Consider the following 16,369-nt stretch of genomic DNA (forward strand, 5'->3'; position numbering starts at 1 on the left):
GGAAATGGACGCCGCCAGAGGATACTGGCGCTGTCAGTCATGGCGATACATCCCGAACCACGCGTCGGACTGAAGTGGGCCTCGTCGTGTCCAGAAGCGCCGCGTTCGCATTATTCGCCGAGCAGTTCAAGGACCGATTCGACGGCCGACGAATCCGATCCAGTGGCACGGAACTCACAGCCGATATAGCCGTCGTAGCCAGCGTCCGCGAGACTCCCGATGATTCGTTCGTAGTTCAGTTCGCCCGTCCCGGGCTCGTTGCGTCCGGGGACGTCTGCAACGTGGACATGTCCGATCCGGTCGAGATTTGTCCGCATCGTGTCGATGATGTTGCCCTCCGTGATTTGCTGGTGGTAGACATCATAAAGCAGTCTCACCCGCGGGCTATCTAACTCGTCGACCACGTCAAACCCCGTCTTCGACCGACTGAGAAACGCTTCTGGGTGATCGATGGCGGTGTTGAGTGGTTCGAGAAGGAGCGTAACGCCCGCTTCCTCGGCGGCGGGTGCGACCGTGTTGAGGGTGTCGACGACGTTGTCGTACTGCGTCTGCCACCCTCGGGACTCACACTCCGGCCCGGACGTTACGATGAGGTTCTCACAGCCAACTGCCGTTGCAGTCTCGATCGTCGACCGCAATTCATCGACCGTGTGGTCCCGAGCGTCGGGGTCCGTGAGACCGGTCGTACAGCCAACCATGCCAACGAACGCGAGATCGTTCGTCGCGGTTCGCTCGCGGACCTCCCGAAGGGGTCGGTCCGACGGTTCCCAGAACTCGACGCCGCCGACGCCGAGCTCGGCGCAGCGGTCGATCCGATCGACGAACGGGTCGTCGGTAAAGAGCGTGTCCAAACACACTGAAAGGGTAGGAAAGTTTGTCATAGCAGGTCGTCAGGGTTCTCTGCGGCGGCGAGGTATATAGAACTCACGTCTGAGAGAAGTACCCAAAACGTTATACCGAGATGAATAGTCGATTAGCCCGTATGTCAGTCCGGACTGCCTTTATCGGAGCAGGCGGTATAGCGTCGGTACACCTGTCAAACATCGAAGCGTCTGACCTCGGCGACGTCGTGGCGATCTGTGACATCGATCCGTCCGTGGCCGAAAGCACAGCAGAGACGCACGCTGCCGCCGCGTTTACCGACGCGAAAGCGCTGTTCGAGGAGGCGGAGTTTGACGCGGTGATCGTCTCGATTCCGCCGTTCGCCCACGGCGAGGCCGAGCGGCTTGCAGCGAAGCACGAAACCCACCTATTCGTCGAGAAGCCGCTTGGTCTCGACCGGACGCCCGCGGAGACCATCGACGCCGCGGTCACCGAGGCGGGCGTCATTACGCAGGTCGGTCACATGAATCGATACGCCGACATCGTCGAGAGAGCGGTCGAGCTAATTGACGGTCGACAGGTTTCCCTCGTCAACGGACACTGGTACGACGGCGTGGCAGACGCCGCATGGTGGCGGAAGAAAGCGCAGTCGGGCGGACAGGTGGTCGAGCAGTCGACGCATGTCTTTGACCTCGTGCGATATTTCGCGGGGGACGTAGACGAACTTCACGCGTACGGTGAAAAGCAAGTAGTCGGGGACCGAATCGACTTTGAGGACTCGGTCGTCGCGACGATGCATCATGAAACGGGCGCGGTGAGCCACGTCGCAACGAGCTGTGCGTCGCCTCGATACCGCACCGCGGTGGACGTCATCGGCGACGGCTTCGACTTGCAGCTAAACTTCAACGAGAACCGCTTGACGGGCGTCGTCAACCAGCAGGACGTAGCATACGAGGGGAACGGCGAGAAGTACCGAAACGAACTGGAAGCGTTTCTGACCGCCGTCTCGAACGACGAGCGGTCGCTAGTTCGATCGCCCTATTCGGACGCCATAAAGACGTTCGAGGCGACGCTCGACGTCTATGAGGCGATCGCCGATAAGACACCTGTCGAAGCCAAGCGCTGAACTGGACGCTGTCCGGAAGCGAAACGGACGCCAAAAATTTTAGATATCGTTGTCGTGTTAAAATAATGAATGACAAATTCAAACTGTCTTTCTTGTCCGAGTCCAGAGCGCCCGCGTGTGCGATGATAGAAGACCTGAGTACGCCCGCCTGGTTAGAACGACTTCGCGACGTTTCGGGAAACGGGAGTTTCCGATCACCACTTGGGCGACGGCGCGGTCCGTATCGAGGGACGAATGCTTCGTATCGATTCGATCCGTTTTTTCGCGAGTTCCGTAGCAACGTGTTGTGGCGGACGTCCCTGACGTTCCGCACATCTACCGACTTCGCACATCTGATTTTTGATACGCCGTAGGTATTCGAGCACGCGCTGATGGCTGTACCCCCCCTGGCGGAGGAGGTCTGTGTGCTCGATGATGGTCCCCGAACTCGCGAGGAAGTCGGGGGCATGGAGGACGCCCGCGTCGGCGAGCCGAACGGCATCCAGAGGGGAGTCGAACTGGTTGTTCGCCGGGCCACAGACGATCTCACAATCAAGTCGCGGGATGGTATCGGCGTTCAAGACGCCCCCAAGTGCCGCGGGGACGAACACGTCGCAGTCGACGGCGTGTACCGACTTTGGATCCACCGCACCGACGTGCAACTCGTCGGTGAGACGGTCAACCCGTTCTCGGTCAATATCGGCGATCGTCACCTGTGCACCCTGTCGAGAGAGATACCGGACGACGTGTTCCCCCATCTCACCGATGCCCTGAACCGCGACGTGGCGGTCGCCGAGGTCGTCGGAGCCGAAGACCAACTCACAACAACCTGCCATCGCATTGATTACACCAAGGCCGCCTGCGTGAAAGAAGTCGTCGGTCGGTCGGGGAAACTGTTCCGGCAACCCGGTCACGTACTCCGTCTCCTGACTCATCCACCGGAGACACTCTTTGTCGGTTCCGATGTCGCTGCCGGTGATGAACCGTCCGTCGAAGCTATCGACCACGCGCGCGTACGACCGATACAGCGCTTCGCTTCGCTGCTTTCCGGAATCTACCCAGATGACTCCCTTGGCCCCGCCCATGTCGATTCCGGCTAGAGCGTACTTGTAGGTCATTGCCTTGGCGAGACGTAGTACGTCCTCAAGTGCGTCCTCCTCGGACGCGTACGCGTACCGCCTCGTACCGCCGCCCGCGGGGCCGAGCCGAGTGTCGTGTAGCGCAATGATTCCATTCAGTCCGACCTTCTCGTCGCGGAAGAACCGGACTTCGCTGGCGTCATACTCCGAGAGTAAATCTGTCGTCGAAGTCATGTAGACATTAGCTCACAAGGGAGGAGGTTATATATTCTTATTCAACCGTTCAGAGGCCACAGCGAGACTTGATCGGGCGAGCTCGCATCGTAATGTATTAGTTTCAGTTTTGTGTTTCTATCATGTGATTCGAGCTTACACGCCCGAAACGGACAGCAATGCACTATGGGAATTGAAACGGCAGTTCGAGTTGGAACTCGGCGGCAACACGGGGGGAGAGGAAAAATCGACCAAGTACCGGGATAAGGTTGATGAGGTGTATCGAGACCGCTATCTGGACTGGGCGGAGAGGTGTGTCGAGTCTGATCCCGGATGTATCAGTATCGCCGAGGAAGGCGACAGCGTCGTTGGATACGCGTTCGTGCTCCCGGAGAATCTTGCGATGATCTGGGACGCTGCGGTCCTCAACGAAATTTTCATAGCAAAATCACACCGTGGGACCGGGATCGCCGATGATCTGATGCAGCGCGTCCTCGGAACGGCCAAAGAACAGGACCTCCCCTTGGATCGGTTGCTGTTGGACGTGGATAGTGATAACGGGCGTGCTCAGGCGTTTTACAACCGATACGGGTTCGAAAAGTGGGGTGACCTGGTCGCTCAGTCACTTTAGTCGTGGCCGGTTTCTTGCCCGATACGGTTCGGCGGCCGACTTTGGAGTCAGCGCGACGCATAGTTTTGCGAGGGCAAAATATTCACCGGGAATATCTCTTGTTTCGTGGTACCTAACACTCCAAATTACAGTACTGTGTATGTAATATCCTGTCTCGAATTTTTGCCATTAGCAAAAGTGTTGGTCGGTCCGGTGGTTCCTCGACCGAGTCCCAACACGACTTGGCTAGCAACTACCCACCGGTCCACTGTCAGATTCCGAAGTCGCTTTCGGACAGAACTGATTCGACGTGCCCGAACAGTCGCTCGTAACGCTAGATATGGCGCTCAACGCTGGTACAACGAGGAAATCTAGCACCGTCGATCACTCGTCGAGTGATTTCTCTTCGTGTTGAAGCATCGGTTTGGAGATACGTTACGGGCGAGGACGTGGTTTGGGCAGTTCAGAATCCTCGTCCTATAGTTCGACATCAGAAACATCGAGCAAGCCGTCAAGACCCAATATTAGTGTTCTCCTGCGTCTAAACAAGGCACCCCTCTCTACCTTGTTCTGTCGTCTGAATTCATTCGGATTGTCCTCTCAATGGCGCGTTCGATGTTTTGTACTGCCGATTCCATAACAAGTTCTCGGAATTATCCGAACCAAGTTCTTGACCACAACGCCTCGCTGTATTGACGGTGCAATCCGAAACTCACTGAATCAGCGTTCGAGTGCTGGTTATTTGCCTGATCAATGATGAGTAAATTTCCCGCTCAGTGCTGTAAACCTGGGTCGCGCTGTAAAATCGTCGGCGTGATACCTTCTGCACACAACTTCGTGCGAAGACTCTCCCGGTCGTATCCTTTCTTGGCCGCCACGGTTGTCGAATTGTCGACATTCCGCACCAACACATGTTTGTCGGCCTGTGTCGTGTTGTTCTATCATTATCTATAATATATATAATCAAATCGATTCGCAGTCGATGAGCAGTGTGGTTTTCACCGTCTCGAACGTGTAGCTTGTCCGTTTCGCGTAGTGCTGGCTAGCTTGGCTACGATCCACGCCCGTTTCGTTGATTGCCTGCACATCTCCGAGTTCGTACAGTTCGACTGATGTGTCGAGCATCGCTCGCTACCGCTTCATTGGAACTTTTGGCATTCTGGCACACACTGTCGGGAATCACCCAATCAGCACAACCGACTTTTCTGGACCAATTTACCGAAAATGGATCGCCAGAGACGGCTTTTTTAGGAGCAATACAAGCGTCTCTGTGAAACTGGAGGTCTTGGTTTGTACACCTCAATCCTCTCCTGTCCAGCTCTTATCAGATTTGATATGTATATGAAGATACTAGTATGGCCATACTAGTGACACGCTCCTCAGACTGAGCGAGTCTCTTCCTCTAATCAATGCCCAGAGGGAGTATCCGGCACAGTGATTGTGACTGTTAGAAGATTGACTTCGCGACCGCCCGTTGAGCGAACACGCGCGGATGTAACAGATAGCATATTAATTCCAATGTAGAACTATAGTATAAAATTGTATCGAATGGATTTTTGACTATGTCAAATTTAGGTAGAGCGGGTAGATACACTGGTTAGATCCTTTGTCTATTTCTACGCACTGACCTACTAGATGGAGTCACGACTGACTAAAGCACATATTCTGCTAGTTCAGCATGGTGGCTGTATCCGGGGTTAACAGCGTGTCATTATTGAATCGACGCGCACCTCCGGGGTTGGTGATAGAGGATAGTCTACAACTTTTTCATATCCATCATCAGTGATGACGACGAGATCTTCAAGTCGGACCCCACCGCGCGATGGATCGTATAAGCCTGGTTCAATTGTGACAATGTTACCCTTATTAAGATATCGATCGCCAGAAAAGAAAGGAGGTTCGTGGAGTCGTGTTCCGATACCGTGACCAGTTCCGTGGTAGAGCCCAACGTCGACATCGCCTGTTTCGTAGCCGTGCGATTCTATACTATCACAAATGCGTCGGTGGACGCTATTTGCCTTGATACCGGGGCCCTCAGCGATGCGTTCAAGACCTGCCTTGAGTGCCTCGGAGACTATTGCGTACACCTCACGTTCCCACTCCTGAAGGATTCCTGGAACAAAGGTCCGAGTCATGTCACCATAATATCCGCCTGAATCTTGGGGAGCAATATCGATGAGAACCGTCCTATCAGGCCGGATTAGATCGTCACCATTGTAATGTAGTTCAGCGCAGGATGGTCCCGATCCAACAACAGTGTTATTGGCATCGGTCACACCGAGCCTTGCGAGGTGAGCGTTTATTTCTCTCCGTAGCCGGTCGGTAGTTAATGGCTTGCACTTCCATATGAGTTCATTTTCTGAAATTGTCGCGGAGGCGAGGATGCTTTCCGCTCGTGCCATCGCAGACTCGGTGATGCGCTCAATAGCAGCGATCCGCTTGCGCTCGTTCGGGGTCTTGATTGACCGAGTGGGCCAGAGATTTGATCCAGTCTTAATTTTATATTGAGAGTCGGCGAGTTCGTGATAGACGGCGTAGGTCGTGCTGTCCGGAATCAGTATTTGTCGGACATTCCCAACCATGTCGAGAACTTCAAACGCTCTGTTTACGGCAGATGTTCTTTCTGATCTTTGGAGTTCAATGATCTTGTCTCCGACAAACTCTCGCTGTGCCTGCGCTTCAAAAGAGTCCGGGACACAGAGAATCGCTTCATTGTCGGCAAACACGAACGCATAGTCGCGGTCTGGTCCGTTGAACGCGGAGAGATACCTGAGCGTGTCGTCCCTATTGTCGCCGATATGGACATACGCTTCTGCCTTGTGTGTCATTAGTTCGTTCGCAAGGTGCTGATAGACATGGGACATTGACTCCGTCTCCACCATATTATGAGTATCGTTAATCTGCTTGAACAAGAACCTATTGATGAAATCTTGTGCTTTTGTACTATTTATAGCATATTATGTGGTATTTGGTGTTCTTTAGCTATCTCTAAGCTCTATTGGGAATAATAGACTTCTCACTACCGCAGTAAGAAGTCGATATTTAGCGTACGAGTATTTCCAATACTATAGATCAGTTGAAACTGTTCCTCAAAACGGAACACTCTCCTGATGAAATATTACGTGTGAGGTTGGATACTACATATGGAATTTTTATCACACCCACTCAATAGAATACATATAGATTTACTGTCCTACAAAGTGATTCTGCTGACTAATTAACCTGTGTGGGGGAATAACCGGTAGTGCGAGCTCGTTATTACAAGCGTACGTTTGTAAGGGCATACTATGATGTTCTCTAACAACATCCGACAGAGAGTTCTTTGTACATTTCCCGTTCCTGAGAACGGAACAAGTGAGCGTTCTTTTTAGACTCTTGACGCATCAGCTGATGATCCGAGACGATAAACCGGCACTCCATATTGTGAGTGTATACGCTGCCTTATTCTGGTATTGTTGTTCCGCTCTCAAGAACAGGTTAATGGATAGAGGCTAATAGCAACATTCCATACTTTCGTACCATCTATATTCCATTTCACGGACCTAACTCTCTAGTGAGTGAGATATTCAGATAACAACTGACTTAGCGTCCGAGGACCGCACGTGCGGCGAATAGTAAATTCTCTTTGCGTTCCGTCAAGCGACGATAGAAGTACGAGGGCCACTTCGAGCCGTAGGGGACATATTGCCATGTGTCGTAGGTCTTTGCGAGATTTCGCTGAGCATCTTCACGAACGCCCATGAGCATCTGGTACTCGAAGTCAGTATTATACTCCATATGAAGATCAGTTGCAAGTGAGATCATTTGAGGATCGTGACTACCAACAGCGATGCCGTTGTCGAACTCGCAGAACATCAATTCAAGGAGTTCTCGGTACTGCTCGTTCACGTATGCTTTGTCTGTGTATGCTATCGACGCTGGCTCGTTGTAGGCACCCTTAACGAGTCGAACTTTCACCGGGACATCAGCCAGACGCTGCAGATCATCCCTGGTTCGTTTCAGATTCGCCTGTACACAGACTCCAATACAGTTGTCCTGCATACCTGCAACCGACTCAACGGCATCAAGCGTTATATCCGTCGTTGTATGGTCTTCCATATCAACCCACAAAAATACATCTTGGGTAGTAGCCTTGTTCGTGATTCGATGAAGATTGTCGACAAAGACTGATGGTTCTACGTCGATACCGATCTGTGACGGTTTAACTGAGACACACGCATCAAGGTCAGTGTCGGCAATATCATGAATAAGTTCAACGTAAGCATCGACATCCTCATCGGCAGATGGACGTTCATCGTAGTGTTCTCCAAGAAGATTTAGAATAGCACCGAGTCCATCTCTATTTATATTACGGGTATATTCGAATGCGTCTGTTGTGGACGTTCCTGCAATAAATCTACTGGCTATTGGTGGTATCATCGCGTGTGTGTTGCTATTCAGGTTCGTTAAGATAAATATTCACAATCTAATCCATAGTTAGTCGTGAAGGTGACAGGCACACCTGTGATTCGGTTTGATCTTGTCAGATTCTGGAGTTTTCGTCTCACAGATGTCGCCGATATACTTCGGACAACGAGTGTGGAAGCGACATCCTGATGGTGGCGATTCGGGACTGGGAACATCTCCTTTTAGTATGATCCGATCCTCGCTCGACTGGGTAGCTGCTCGTGGGACAGCCGAAAGCAATGATTGTGTATAGGGATGTTGTGGATCGGAGAACAGACTTTCAGTCGGTGCTACCTCGACCAGCTCGCCAAGATACATCACTGCTACACGGTCGCAAATATGTTTGACGACGCTCAAGTCATGGCTCACGAATAGATAGGTCAAGTCGTAGGTTTCCTGCAAATCATCCATGAGGTTTAGAATCTTCGCCTGCACGCTCACATCGAGTGCACTCGTTGGTTCGTCTGCAACCACGAGCTTCGGGTTCACACTCAGTGCGCGGGCGATAGCAATACGCTGCTGTTGTCCACCGGAGAACTCGTGTGGTGTTCGACGAAGGTGACTTTTGTTCAGGCCAACCTCTTCTATGAGATCTAACGTTCTCGACTTACGTTTCTCTCGCGACCAGTCTGTCAGCGATTTCATTGGCTCCTGAATGAGTTCCGCGACGGTCATTCTCGGATTGAGACAGGAAGCAGGATCTTGAAATACGATCTGAATATTCTGTCGGACACTCCGAAGTTCGGACCGTGATACCGCTGTAATATCATCGCCGAGAAAGTTAATTCGACCGTCCGTTGGGTCATGTAATCGAAGGATAGTCTTTCCGAGCGTCGATTTTCCACAACCAGACTCACCGACAAGGCCGAGCGTCTCGCCGGATTTGAGGCTGAAATTCACTCCATCAACCGCTTTTACGTCTGATATTCTCCGCTTCAGGAGACCACCTGTGACGGGAAAATACTTCTTTAGATTCTCTACCTTGAGTATGATCTCATCCTCACGTTCGGTATTTTGACAGTCTTGTACGCTCATGCGTCATCTGGTGATTTGTCGATGTCATCGCTGACGGTCGGTGCGGGAGTTTGCCATGGAGGCGTCGCCTTACTCGTTTCGGTGTAAAGGTGACAGGCCACGTCGTGATCGACACCACAGGAGGTTAATTTGGGATCGTATTTGTTACACACATCGCCGATATACTGGGGACAGCGAGAAGCGAACCGACACCCCGTTGGTGGATCATGGAGATCTGGAACGATTCCATCTATGGTTGGCAGTCGATCTGCGTCCTTCTCTAATGTTGGAATACTCTCAGCGAGTGCCCGACTGTATGGATGAAGTGGGTTCTCGAACAATTGATTAATAGAGCAACTCTCGGCGACGGTTCCAGCATACATCACAGCAACTCGGTCCGCAATATCGCTGACGACGCCGAGGTCGTGACTGATAAACAGAACACTCATGTCGAACCTATCCTGAAGGTCTTGGAGCAGTTCCATTATCTGCGCCTGTATCGTTACATCAAGTGCAGTTGTCGGCTCGTCGGCAATCAGGAGCTTCGGTTCAGTGACGAGCGCCATCGCGATAACAACACGCTGGCGCATTCCTCCAGATAGTTCGTTCGGATACTGGTTCATTAACCGATCTGGATCGGCGAGTCCGCACGCGTCAAGCATCTCAACTGCGCGGCTTCGACCTTCGACCTTCGAGCAATCTGTATGTGCTAACAGCGGTTCCATCAGCTGATGACCAATGGTCAGGACCGGATTTAACGAGGTCATCGGGTCTTGGTATATCATAGAAAGATCGTTACCACGAATGTGGTCCATCTCTTTCCGCGGGAGGTTGAGCAAGTTCTGTCCATCGTATTCGATTTTTCCAGCAACTATTTCCGCGGGGGGCGACTGCAGAAGTCCCATTATCGAGAGTGCGGTTACACTTTTACCGCAACCGCTCTCGCCGATGACTCCGAGTACCTCGTTGTGCCCGATATCCATTGAAATGCCATCCAACGCCTCGACAGTTCCAATCTCTGTGTGAAAGTGCACCTGTAAATCTTGAATATCGAGTAGTGTGTCAGTCATATCAATTTCTCGCTTGCTTTGGATCGAGCGCGTCACGCAGCCCGTCTCCGAAGGCATTGAAGCCGATGACCGTAAACATAATTGCTAATCCTGGGAACGTGGCGATCCACCACGCACTGTCGATGTCTCCGCGTCCCGCGGAAATGAGTGCTCCCCACTCGGGTTTCGGGGGTTGGACACCCATCCCAAGAAATGAGAGCGCAGCACTCCAGAGAACGACTGTCGGGATCGTAAGCGTCGCGTAAACGATGATGCTCGACGCAGCGTTCGGTAAGAGATACCGAAGTATTACTCTGATATCACTCACGCCCGCAGCATGTGCCGCATCGATATATTCCTCTTCCATGATGCTCTTTACGTCTCCACGAACCAACCGCGCGAACCCGCGCCAGCCGACGAGGCTGACAGCAATAACAAGTGGGAGAAGCCCCCCACCGAGCGTTCCTGCGATGGCGAGCGCGAGAACTATCGCTGGTATTGAGAGACTGATATCAACAAGTCGCATAATGAACGACTCGACATATCCCCCGTAGTATCCTGCGATGAGTCCGAGTGAAATACCAATGAGCATCTGTATTCCGACGATGACAACGCCGAGGAAGACGGTGTACTGGGAACCGTAGACGACGCGTGAGAAGACATCTCGTCCATATGCGTCAGTCCCAAAGGGATGTTCAAGACTCGGTGGCTGTTTTAGCGCGTCGTAGTGCTGTGCACTCGGGGAATTTGGTGCGATAAAGGGAGCGAACAGAGCAACGATGATAAGAAGTACTACAATGCACATGCCGAAAATGGCGAATCGATTCTGTCCGAGACGTCGGAGAATGACTCTCCAACGGGCGTCAACGCCTAATTCCGTGGAACCTGACCCCGTACTGTCAGAGGAGTGGCTACGTCCAGTGGCCATCACGTCCTACATAGCAAGTATCTATTGTTAAGGTTTCGCACTCGAACGTGTATATTATACAACTTATTTCGTAGATGCTACCGGAGCCAAATAGGTTAAGAGTGAATGAAACTGATGGGTCATATGGACATAGGTGTAGAAACTCGTCTGAACCGTCTTGCGACAAATGGCCGAATGGTTAATATCCCAATGGATCACGGTATCACCCTCGGAGCCACAGCAGGACTCCGTGACATTGAATCTACGATAGACGCCGTGACACGCGGAGGGGCTGACAGCATCCTAACACAGAAAGGACTCGCAAGTCGAGTCCACCCAAATAAGAACGGAGCAGGGTACGTGATTCACCTGAACGCTTCTACTCTTCTCGGTCCCGACGCGAACGATAAGCGTCGGACAGGGATGGTCAAGGAAGCGATCCGCGCGGGTGCCGACGCGGTCTCCTACCACATGAATGTCGGGAGCAATCATGAACCGGAGCAACTCGCAGACTTGGCAGAAGTGACCCGTGTGGCTTCCGAGTTCGGTATTCCCGTGCTCGCGATGACGTATGCGCGAGGTCCTAATATCGACGAACATGATTCAGATAATCTCGCACACGCAGTCCGTTTAGCAGAGGAAATCGGCGCAGATATCGCAAAAACTGCCTACAGCGGTGACAGTGAGAGCTACCAGCGAGTCACCGAGGCTGTCCGTATTCCGGTCATTATGGCTGGCGGAAGCCCACAGACGGACCGGCAGATGCTCGAAAACGTCAGCGGAGCGATGGAGGCGGGCGCTGCTGGCGTTTCTATGGGTCGGTCTGTCTTCCAACATGACGATCCAAGACGGATGACTCGGGCTGTCTCTAGCATCGTCCACGATGCTCTCAGTGTCGAGGAAGCTCTCGAAATTTCCAAGCTGTAGATCGAGCAGTTTGGAACCGACGCTGTTCGATCGCTCAGTAAAATGGCTGTTGTTGTTTTTCAGTCGTAGGAAATTCGCGGATCAAAGTAACTATAAGTGATATCAACCATAAGATTTGAAACGATAACGATGATCGAATAGATAAGGACGGCGCCTTGAATTACGGGATAGTTCCGTGCCATAACTGCGTTAACGAGCAATCGACCCATTCCTGGCCACGAGAAGACCGTCTCAATAATAACGGTTCCCGAGAAGATGAGCGGGATCTGAAGGCCGATAAGTGTGATAATTGGTATCATTGCGTTTTTCATCGCATGCGTGTAGATCACTGCCGCCTCACCGATACCCTTTCCCCGAGCAGTGCGGATATAGTCTTCGTTGAGTATTTCAAGCATCGACGATCTCGTCATTCGGGTCAAAAGACCGGCTCGACGAGTACCCGTCGCAATCGCTGGAAGTGCAATATACGACAACCATGTTGCTGAAAATATTGCGCCATTTAGACCAGATGTCGGGAATACATTGAATCTCACTGAGAAAACGAGGATTAATACCAGACCAAGCCAGAACGATGGCATTGAGATCCAAAAAATTGCGAACAGCATTGAGAGGTTGTCTGCCCACGTATACTGTTTCACAGCGCTTATGACTCCGAGTGGGAGAGCAATAACGAGCGTAATGATCATTGCTACTACCGCCAACTCAATCGTTGGGACAATTCGTTCTGCAATTATCGCAGAGACTTCACGTCCGCCACGGATAGATTCTCCAAAATCTCCATGTAAAATATTACCCACCCACTCGATGTATCTGACGTGTGGTGGTTTATGCAGTCCCATCTGCTGTTCGAGGGCTTGTACTGCTTCAGGATTAGCATTCGCTCCAAGTGCGATCCGGGCCGGATTACCTGGAGCAATGTAGATGATAGACGAGATGACGATAGTCACCCCAATAAGAACAGGCACCATTACCAGCAACCGACGGATAACGTATTTATACATTATATTTTAATATATTGAATTTGTGTTCAAAGACTCAATTCAAGATGACGAAGATACTCCTTCACTGGCCACCACGGATGATCACTCACCATCGTTTTCGTACCTTTCACTGACTTCTTGTGTCCGAGAACTTTGTTGTAGGCCAAGATCGGCACTACAGGTGCCTGTTTCTGTACGATTAGTTGCGCATCAATGAGCGCTTGATGACGTTTGCTATCACTCGGAATGGTTCTGGCCTTGCTAATGAGGCTGTCGAATTCATCGTTGCGCCAGAGCGAGTAGTTCGACCCTCCTTTCTTCGCACTCCGTTCACTGGTGAGCGTTGCTGAAAGAGTTTGAAGTGAGTACTGTCCTCCATACCCCATGACAACGAGATCGTGGGAACCTGCCGAGAGTTGGTTGTACAGGGTACCAGCCTCTAAAACCCGAAGATTCACATCGAATCCAACGTCTTTGAGCATTGGCTGAATTGTTGTCCCAACTCGTTTTTCCCGCGGAATCGTGAATGTCAGAAAATCAATCGAGAGTTTCGTTCCACCTTTTGTCCGTACCTGTCCTTGTTTGGAATTCGTCCATCCTGCATTCTCAAGCAACTGTCGAGCTTTGTCTGGGTTGTATGTTTGGCCAGTTTTCTTCGCTTGCTTCGCACTGAGTGTATTCTTCGCCATGGGTGGCATGAGTGCCCAAATCTTGTATCCCTCGCCACCAATTGCTACTTGAATTACCGCCTTCTTGTTGATTGCGTGAACGACGGCCTTTCGAACTCGTACGTCGTCCATCGGTGGCTTCTGTGTATTTGGACAAAGGTACGCTTGCCGGGTGAATTTCTCACGTTTAAGTTCGGTATTTGGATTACCATCAACTTTATCAGTGTCAGCAAGTAGAATCGATTTCGATAAATGAACGCCACCATCCGTAAGTTCGTTCAGAAGTGTCGTTGGCTCAGGGTGGGATTCAAATCGAAATTCCTTGATTTTACCCGGGCCACGGTTCGTAACCCATCCTGGACCCCAGTCGTATGCATCGAACCGCTCAGTGGCGATGTAAGACCCATGAGACCACTCTTTGAATTTGTACGGACCGGTACCAACCACGACCTGTTGTCCATACTGATTCCCGGCGTTCTCAACGGCCTTTCGTGACACAAGTGAGGCGTTCCACGCAGTCAATCCGCGTGGAAGAAGTGGAAACGGTTTTTTGTATGTTACTTTGATTTCGTAGTCCCCTGTCACTGTTATCTCTTTGAGGAACTCATCACCGACAAGATATGATTCAGGTGAGTCAGACACGAAACGTTCGAGATTCCATCGTGCGATCTCTCCTGTGAGCTTTTCACCATTATGGAACGTAATCCCTTTCTGTATCTTAATCGTGTGTTCGGTGGCGTTTTCATTCACTGTATAATCCTTCGCGAGATGGGGGGCGGGTTGTAAATCTGGATCTACTCGGAAGAGAGGTTCATTGATAGCAAACAGAACTTCTTGCGTTCCGATTCGTACTGCTTTGTGGGGGTCAAGCGGCTCGTCCCCTGATAAATTCGTATTCTGTCCGACGACGAGTGTCGTCTCACTACTCCCTCCTGTCCGGTCAGTGTTCTCACTTCCTTGATCACCACCAGTGCAACCGGCGAGTGTCGTAAATGCACCCATTATCCCGAGGTATCTGAGGTAGTCCCGTCGATCCATAGTTGTATACCCACGTCTGTCGTCTCGTGGCATGGAACCAAATGACTCACTATCATTAATAAATGTGTCGGTAATACTATCGGATTGTTCGGATATGAGAATTCGAATCGTGTAGTAGCGTGGATCAATGGTAAATTAACAAATGATAATGCCATGAGACATTTTTTCAAGATACTATTATTTTATGATATGTGTTTGTTGATTGCCGGTCGCTGAACCTTTATTAGGTATCCCGAATATGAGTAAACCAATGGCATTAACCAGCGTGCCGACCGAAGAGTTTGAACGACGGATCGACATCGTCCGAGAAAACCTCTTGGAGACAAACAAAGACGCGCTTTGTTTGTTTACGCCGATGGACATCGAGTGGCTGAGTGGATTCCACCATCTCCAGACCGAGCGCCCGGTCTGTCTTGCAGTCACTCAGTCGGAGATCCATATCACCGTGCCTCGTCTCGAACTCGACCGCGCAACGAGCGACGAATTCCCGCTGCTGGATGAGGTTTATCATTACTACGATTACCCTGGTGGCGAACGCGAGGGATCAACCTACCATTATCACACCTCAGCAACACCCGAGGAGACAATTGCGGAGATGTTGACCGAACTTAACATCAAGACCATTGTGGCAGATATGGACGGTGCTCCGGGATACTGGGGTTATGCGGGACCGCAGCTCAGCGACATTGCCAATATGTCGGTCGAGACGGTTGACTGGATAAAAGAACTCCGGAAAACAAAATCCGAAGTCGAGTACGAACTGATGTGTGAGTCCGCTAAGTGGGGTAATCTCGCGCACAGGAAATTAGATGAATATGCCGAGCCAGGCAAACACGAGCTATGGGTCGCAAAGCGTGCAAGTCTCGATGCGTCGATGGCGATGCTCGATACGCTTGGCGAGCGGTATGATTCCCATCTTCGTGGGGGTTTCCCGGCGTCCTGTGGATTTCTCTCGGGACCGAACACGGCGCTCGCACATGGACTAACTGAGAATCGTCGACTTAAACACGGAGATATTCTCATTACGGGAGCAAGCGCTAATGCCGGTGGCTACATCACTGAACTCGAACGGACGATGTTTGTCGGTGAGGCAAACGACGATCACCGCTACTACTTCGAACAGATGCTACAGATGCAGAAGATTGCGATAGATACTATGGGGCCGGATGTTCCTGTCGCGGAGGTTGATCAGGCTGTCCACGACTACTGCGACGAGCAGGGACTCCTCGAATATACACAGCACCACACAGGCCACAACATCGGGATGGGTGTTCACGAGCGGGCATTCCTCGACCGTGGGAGCAATGAAGTCATGCAACCAGGCCGTGTCTACACGGTCGAACCAGCCCTTTTCATTCCCGACGTAGCTGGGTACCGTCACTCGGACACAGTATTTGTCACCGAAGACGGCGTTGAGGAAATAACCTATTACCCGAAGGATATCGAGAGCAACATCATCACGTACTGATTGATCTCAGATCAGAATGCAGCCGAGAGCGCTATCCACCAAA

The 16,369-nt window shown here is 51.4% G+C and carries 14 protein-coding genes and 1 pseudogene; 5 read left to right on the forward strand and 10 right to left on the reverse strand.

The window, feature by feature from the left end; all coding sequences use genetic code 11:
* Positions 1-110 precede the first annotated feature (110 nt).
* Positions 111-881, reverse strand: coding sequence for a hydroxypyruvate isomerase family protein (locus MW898_RS24035; protein ID WP_248910833.1), 771 nt, complete (start codon positions 879-881; stop codon positions 111-113).
* A gap of 101 nt (positions 882-982) precedes the next feature.
* Here MW898_RS24035 and MW898_RS24040 point away from each other — a divergent pair, with 101 nt between their 5' ends.
* Entirely contained in the window at positions 983-1,948 is a 966-nt protein-coding gene (locus tag MW898_RS24040; RefSeq protein WP_248910834.1) for a Gfo/Idh/MocA family protein, read from the forward strand.
* A gap of 194 nt (positions 1,949-2,142) precedes the next feature.
* Here the strand turns inward: MW898_RS24040 and MW898_RS24045 are convergent, their stop codons facing one another.
* Positions 2,143-3,240 (reverse strand): Leu/Phe/Val dehydrogenase, encoded by a 1,098-nt coding sequence (locus tag MW898_RS24045; RefSeq protein WP_248910835.1) that lies wholly within the window; start codon positions 3,238-3,240, stop codon positions 2,143-2,145.
* Positions 3,241-3,364: 124 nt separating this feature from the next.
* On the opposite strand from MW898_RS24045, the gene MW898_RS24050 reads away from it, so the two are divergent.
* Positions 3,365-3,850, forward strand: coding sequence for a GNAT family N-acetyltransferase (locus tag MW898_RS24050; RefSeq protein ID WP_248910836.1), 486 nt, complete (start codon positions 3,365-3,367; stop codon positions 3,848-3,850).
* Positions 3,851-4,204: 354 nt separating this feature from the next.
* Positions 4,205-4,312: pseudogene (locus MW898_RS24055) on the forward strand (IS5/IS1182 family transposase); the annotation flags it as partial.
* Positions 4,313-4,792: 480 nt separating this feature from the next.
* Here MW898_RS24055 and MW898_RS24060 read toward each other — a convergent pair.
* From MW898_RS24060 to MW898_RS24085, 6 genes are all read right to left on the reverse strand, one after another.
* On the reverse strand, positions 4,793-4,954 hold the full coding sequence (locus tag MW898_RS24060) for a hypothetical protein (protein ID WP_248910837.1): 162 nt from the start codon (positions 4,952-4,954) through the stop codon (positions 4,793-4,795).
* A 572-nt stretch (positions 4,955-5,526) separates the two neighbouring features.
* Entirely contained in the window at positions 5,527-6,711 is a 1,185-nt protein-coding gene (locus tag MW898_RS24065; protein WP_248910838.1) for a M24 family metallopeptidase, read from the reverse strand.
* A 700-nt stretch (positions 6,712-7,411) separates the two neighbouring features.
* Entirely contained in the window at positions 7,412-8,248 is an 837-nt protein-coding gene (locus MW898_RS24070; RefSeq protein ID WP_248910839.1) for a proline dehydrogenase family protein, read from the reverse strand.
* A 57-nt stretch (positions 8,249-8,305) separates the two neighbouring features.
* Positions 8,306-9,310, reverse strand: coding sequence for an ABC transporter ATP-binding protein (locus MW898_RS24075; RefSeq protein ID WP_248910840.1), 1,005 nt, complete (start codon positions 9,308-9,310; stop codon positions 8,306-8,308).
* Entirely contained in the window at positions 9,307-10,359 is a 1,053-nt protein-coding gene (locus MW898_RS24080; RefSeq protein WP_248910841.1) for an ABC transporter ATP-binding protein, read from the reverse strand. The genes MW898_RS24075 and MW898_RS24080 overlap by 4 nt, the downstream gene beginning before the upstream one ends.
* A 1-nt stretch (position 10,360) precedes the next feature.
* Positions 10,361-11,266 (reverse strand): ABC transporter permease, encoded by a 906-nt coding sequence (locus MW898_RS24085; protein WP_278000006.1) that lies wholly within the window; start codon positions 11,264-11,266, stop codon positions 10,361-10,363.
* 123 nt (positions 11,267-11,389) lie between these two features.
* On the opposite strand from MW898_RS24085, the gene MW898_RS24090 reads away from it, so the two are divergent.
* On the forward strand, positions 11,390-12,172 hold the full coding sequence (locus tag MW898_RS24090) for a 2-amino-3,7-dideoxy-D-threo-hept-6-ulosonate synthase (protein ID WP_248910843.1): 783 nt from the start codon (positions 11,390-11,392) through the stop codon (positions 12,170-12,172).
* Between the two features lie 59 nt (positions 12,173-12,231).
* Here the strand turns inward: MW898_RS24090 and MW898_RS24095 are convergent, their stop codons facing one another.
* Positions 12,232-13,173 (reverse strand): ABC transporter permease, encoded by a 942-nt coding sequence (locus tag MW898_RS24095; protein WP_278000007.1) that lies wholly within the window; start codon positions 13,171-13,173, stop codon positions 12,232-12,234.
* Between the two features lie 26 nt (positions 13,174-13,199).
* On the reverse strand, positions 13,200-14,891 hold the full coding sequence (locus MW898_RS24100; protein WP_248910845.1) for an ABC transporter substrate-binding protein: 1,692 nt from the start codon (positions 14,889-14,891) through the stop codon (positions 13,200-13,202).
* 217 nt (positions 14,892-15,108) lie between these two features.
* Between MW898_RS24100 and MW898_RS24105 the strand changes: the two genes are divergently transcribed.
* Positions 15,109-16,326: a M24 family metallopeptidase gene (locus MW898_RS24105; RefSeq protein WP_248910846.1), complete on the forward strand. Its 1,218-nt coding sequence runs from the start codon at positions 15,109-15,111 to the stop codon at positions 16,324-16,326.
* Positions 16,327-16,369: the final 43 nt, after the last annotated feature.

The organism is Halocatena marina (genome assembly GCF_023276375.1).
GTDB lineage: Archaea > Halobacteriota > Halobacteria > Halobacteriales > Haloarculaceae > Halocatena > Halocatena marina.

What these genes read in the sequence shown, in the direction of transcription:
- MW898_RS24065 (WP_248910838.1), bottom strand. Translation starts at nt 6,711, where the DNA reads ATGGTGGAGACGGAGTCAATGTCCCATGTCTATCAGCACCTTGCGAAC.
- MW898_RS24040 (WP_248910834.1), top strand. Translation starts at nt 983, where the DNA reads ATGTCAGTCCGGACTGCCTTTATCGGAGCAGGCGGTATAGCGTCGGTA.
- MW898_RS24105 (WP_248910846.1), top strand. Translation starts at nt 15,109, where the DNA reads ATGGCATTAACCAGCGTGCCGACCGAAGAGTTTGAACGACGGATCGAC.
- MW898_RS24070 (WP_248910839.1), bottom strand. Translation starts at nt 8,248, where the DNA reads ATGATACCACCAATAGCCAGTAGATTTATTGCAGGAACGTCCACAACA.
- MW898_RS24080 (WP_248910841.1), bottom strand. Translation starts at nt 10,359, where the DNA reads ATGACTGACACACTACTCGATATTCAAGATTTACAGGTGCACTTTCAC.
- MW898_RS24090 (WP_248910843.1), top strand. Translation starts at nt 11,390, where the DNA reads ATGGACATAGGTGTAGAAACTCGTCTGAACCGTCTTGCGACAAATGGC.
- MW898_RS24075 (WP_248910840.1), bottom strand. Translation starts at nt 9,310, where the DNA reads ATGAGCGTACAAGACTGTCAAAATACCGAACGTGAGGATGAGATCATA.
- MW898_RS24045 (WP_248910835.1), bottom strand. Translation starts at nt 3,240, where the DNA reads ATGACTTCGACGACAGATTTACTCTCGGAGTATGACGCCAGCGAAGTC.
- MW898_RS24035 (WP_248910833.1), bottom strand. Translation starts at nt 881, where the DNA reads ATGACAAACTTTCCTACCCTTTCAGTGTGTTTGGACACGCTCTTTACC.
- MW898_RS24060 (WP_248910837.1), bottom strand. Translation starts at nt 4,954, where the DNA reads ATGCTCGACACATCAGTCGAACTGTACGAACTCGGAGATGTGCAGGCA.
- MW898_RS24100 (WP_248910845.1), bottom strand. Translation starts at nt 14,891, where the DNA reads ATGCCACGAGACGACAGACGTGGGTATACAACTATGGATCGACGGGAC.
- MW898_RS24095 (WP_278000007.1), bottom strand. Translation starts at nt 13,173, where the DNA reads ATGTATAAATACGTTATCCGTCGGTTGCTGGTAATGGTGCCTGTTCTT.
- MW898_RS24085 (WP_278000006.1), bottom strand. Translation starts at nt 11,266, where the DNA reads ATGGCCACTGGACGTAGCCACTCCTCTGACAGTACGGGGTCAGGTTCC.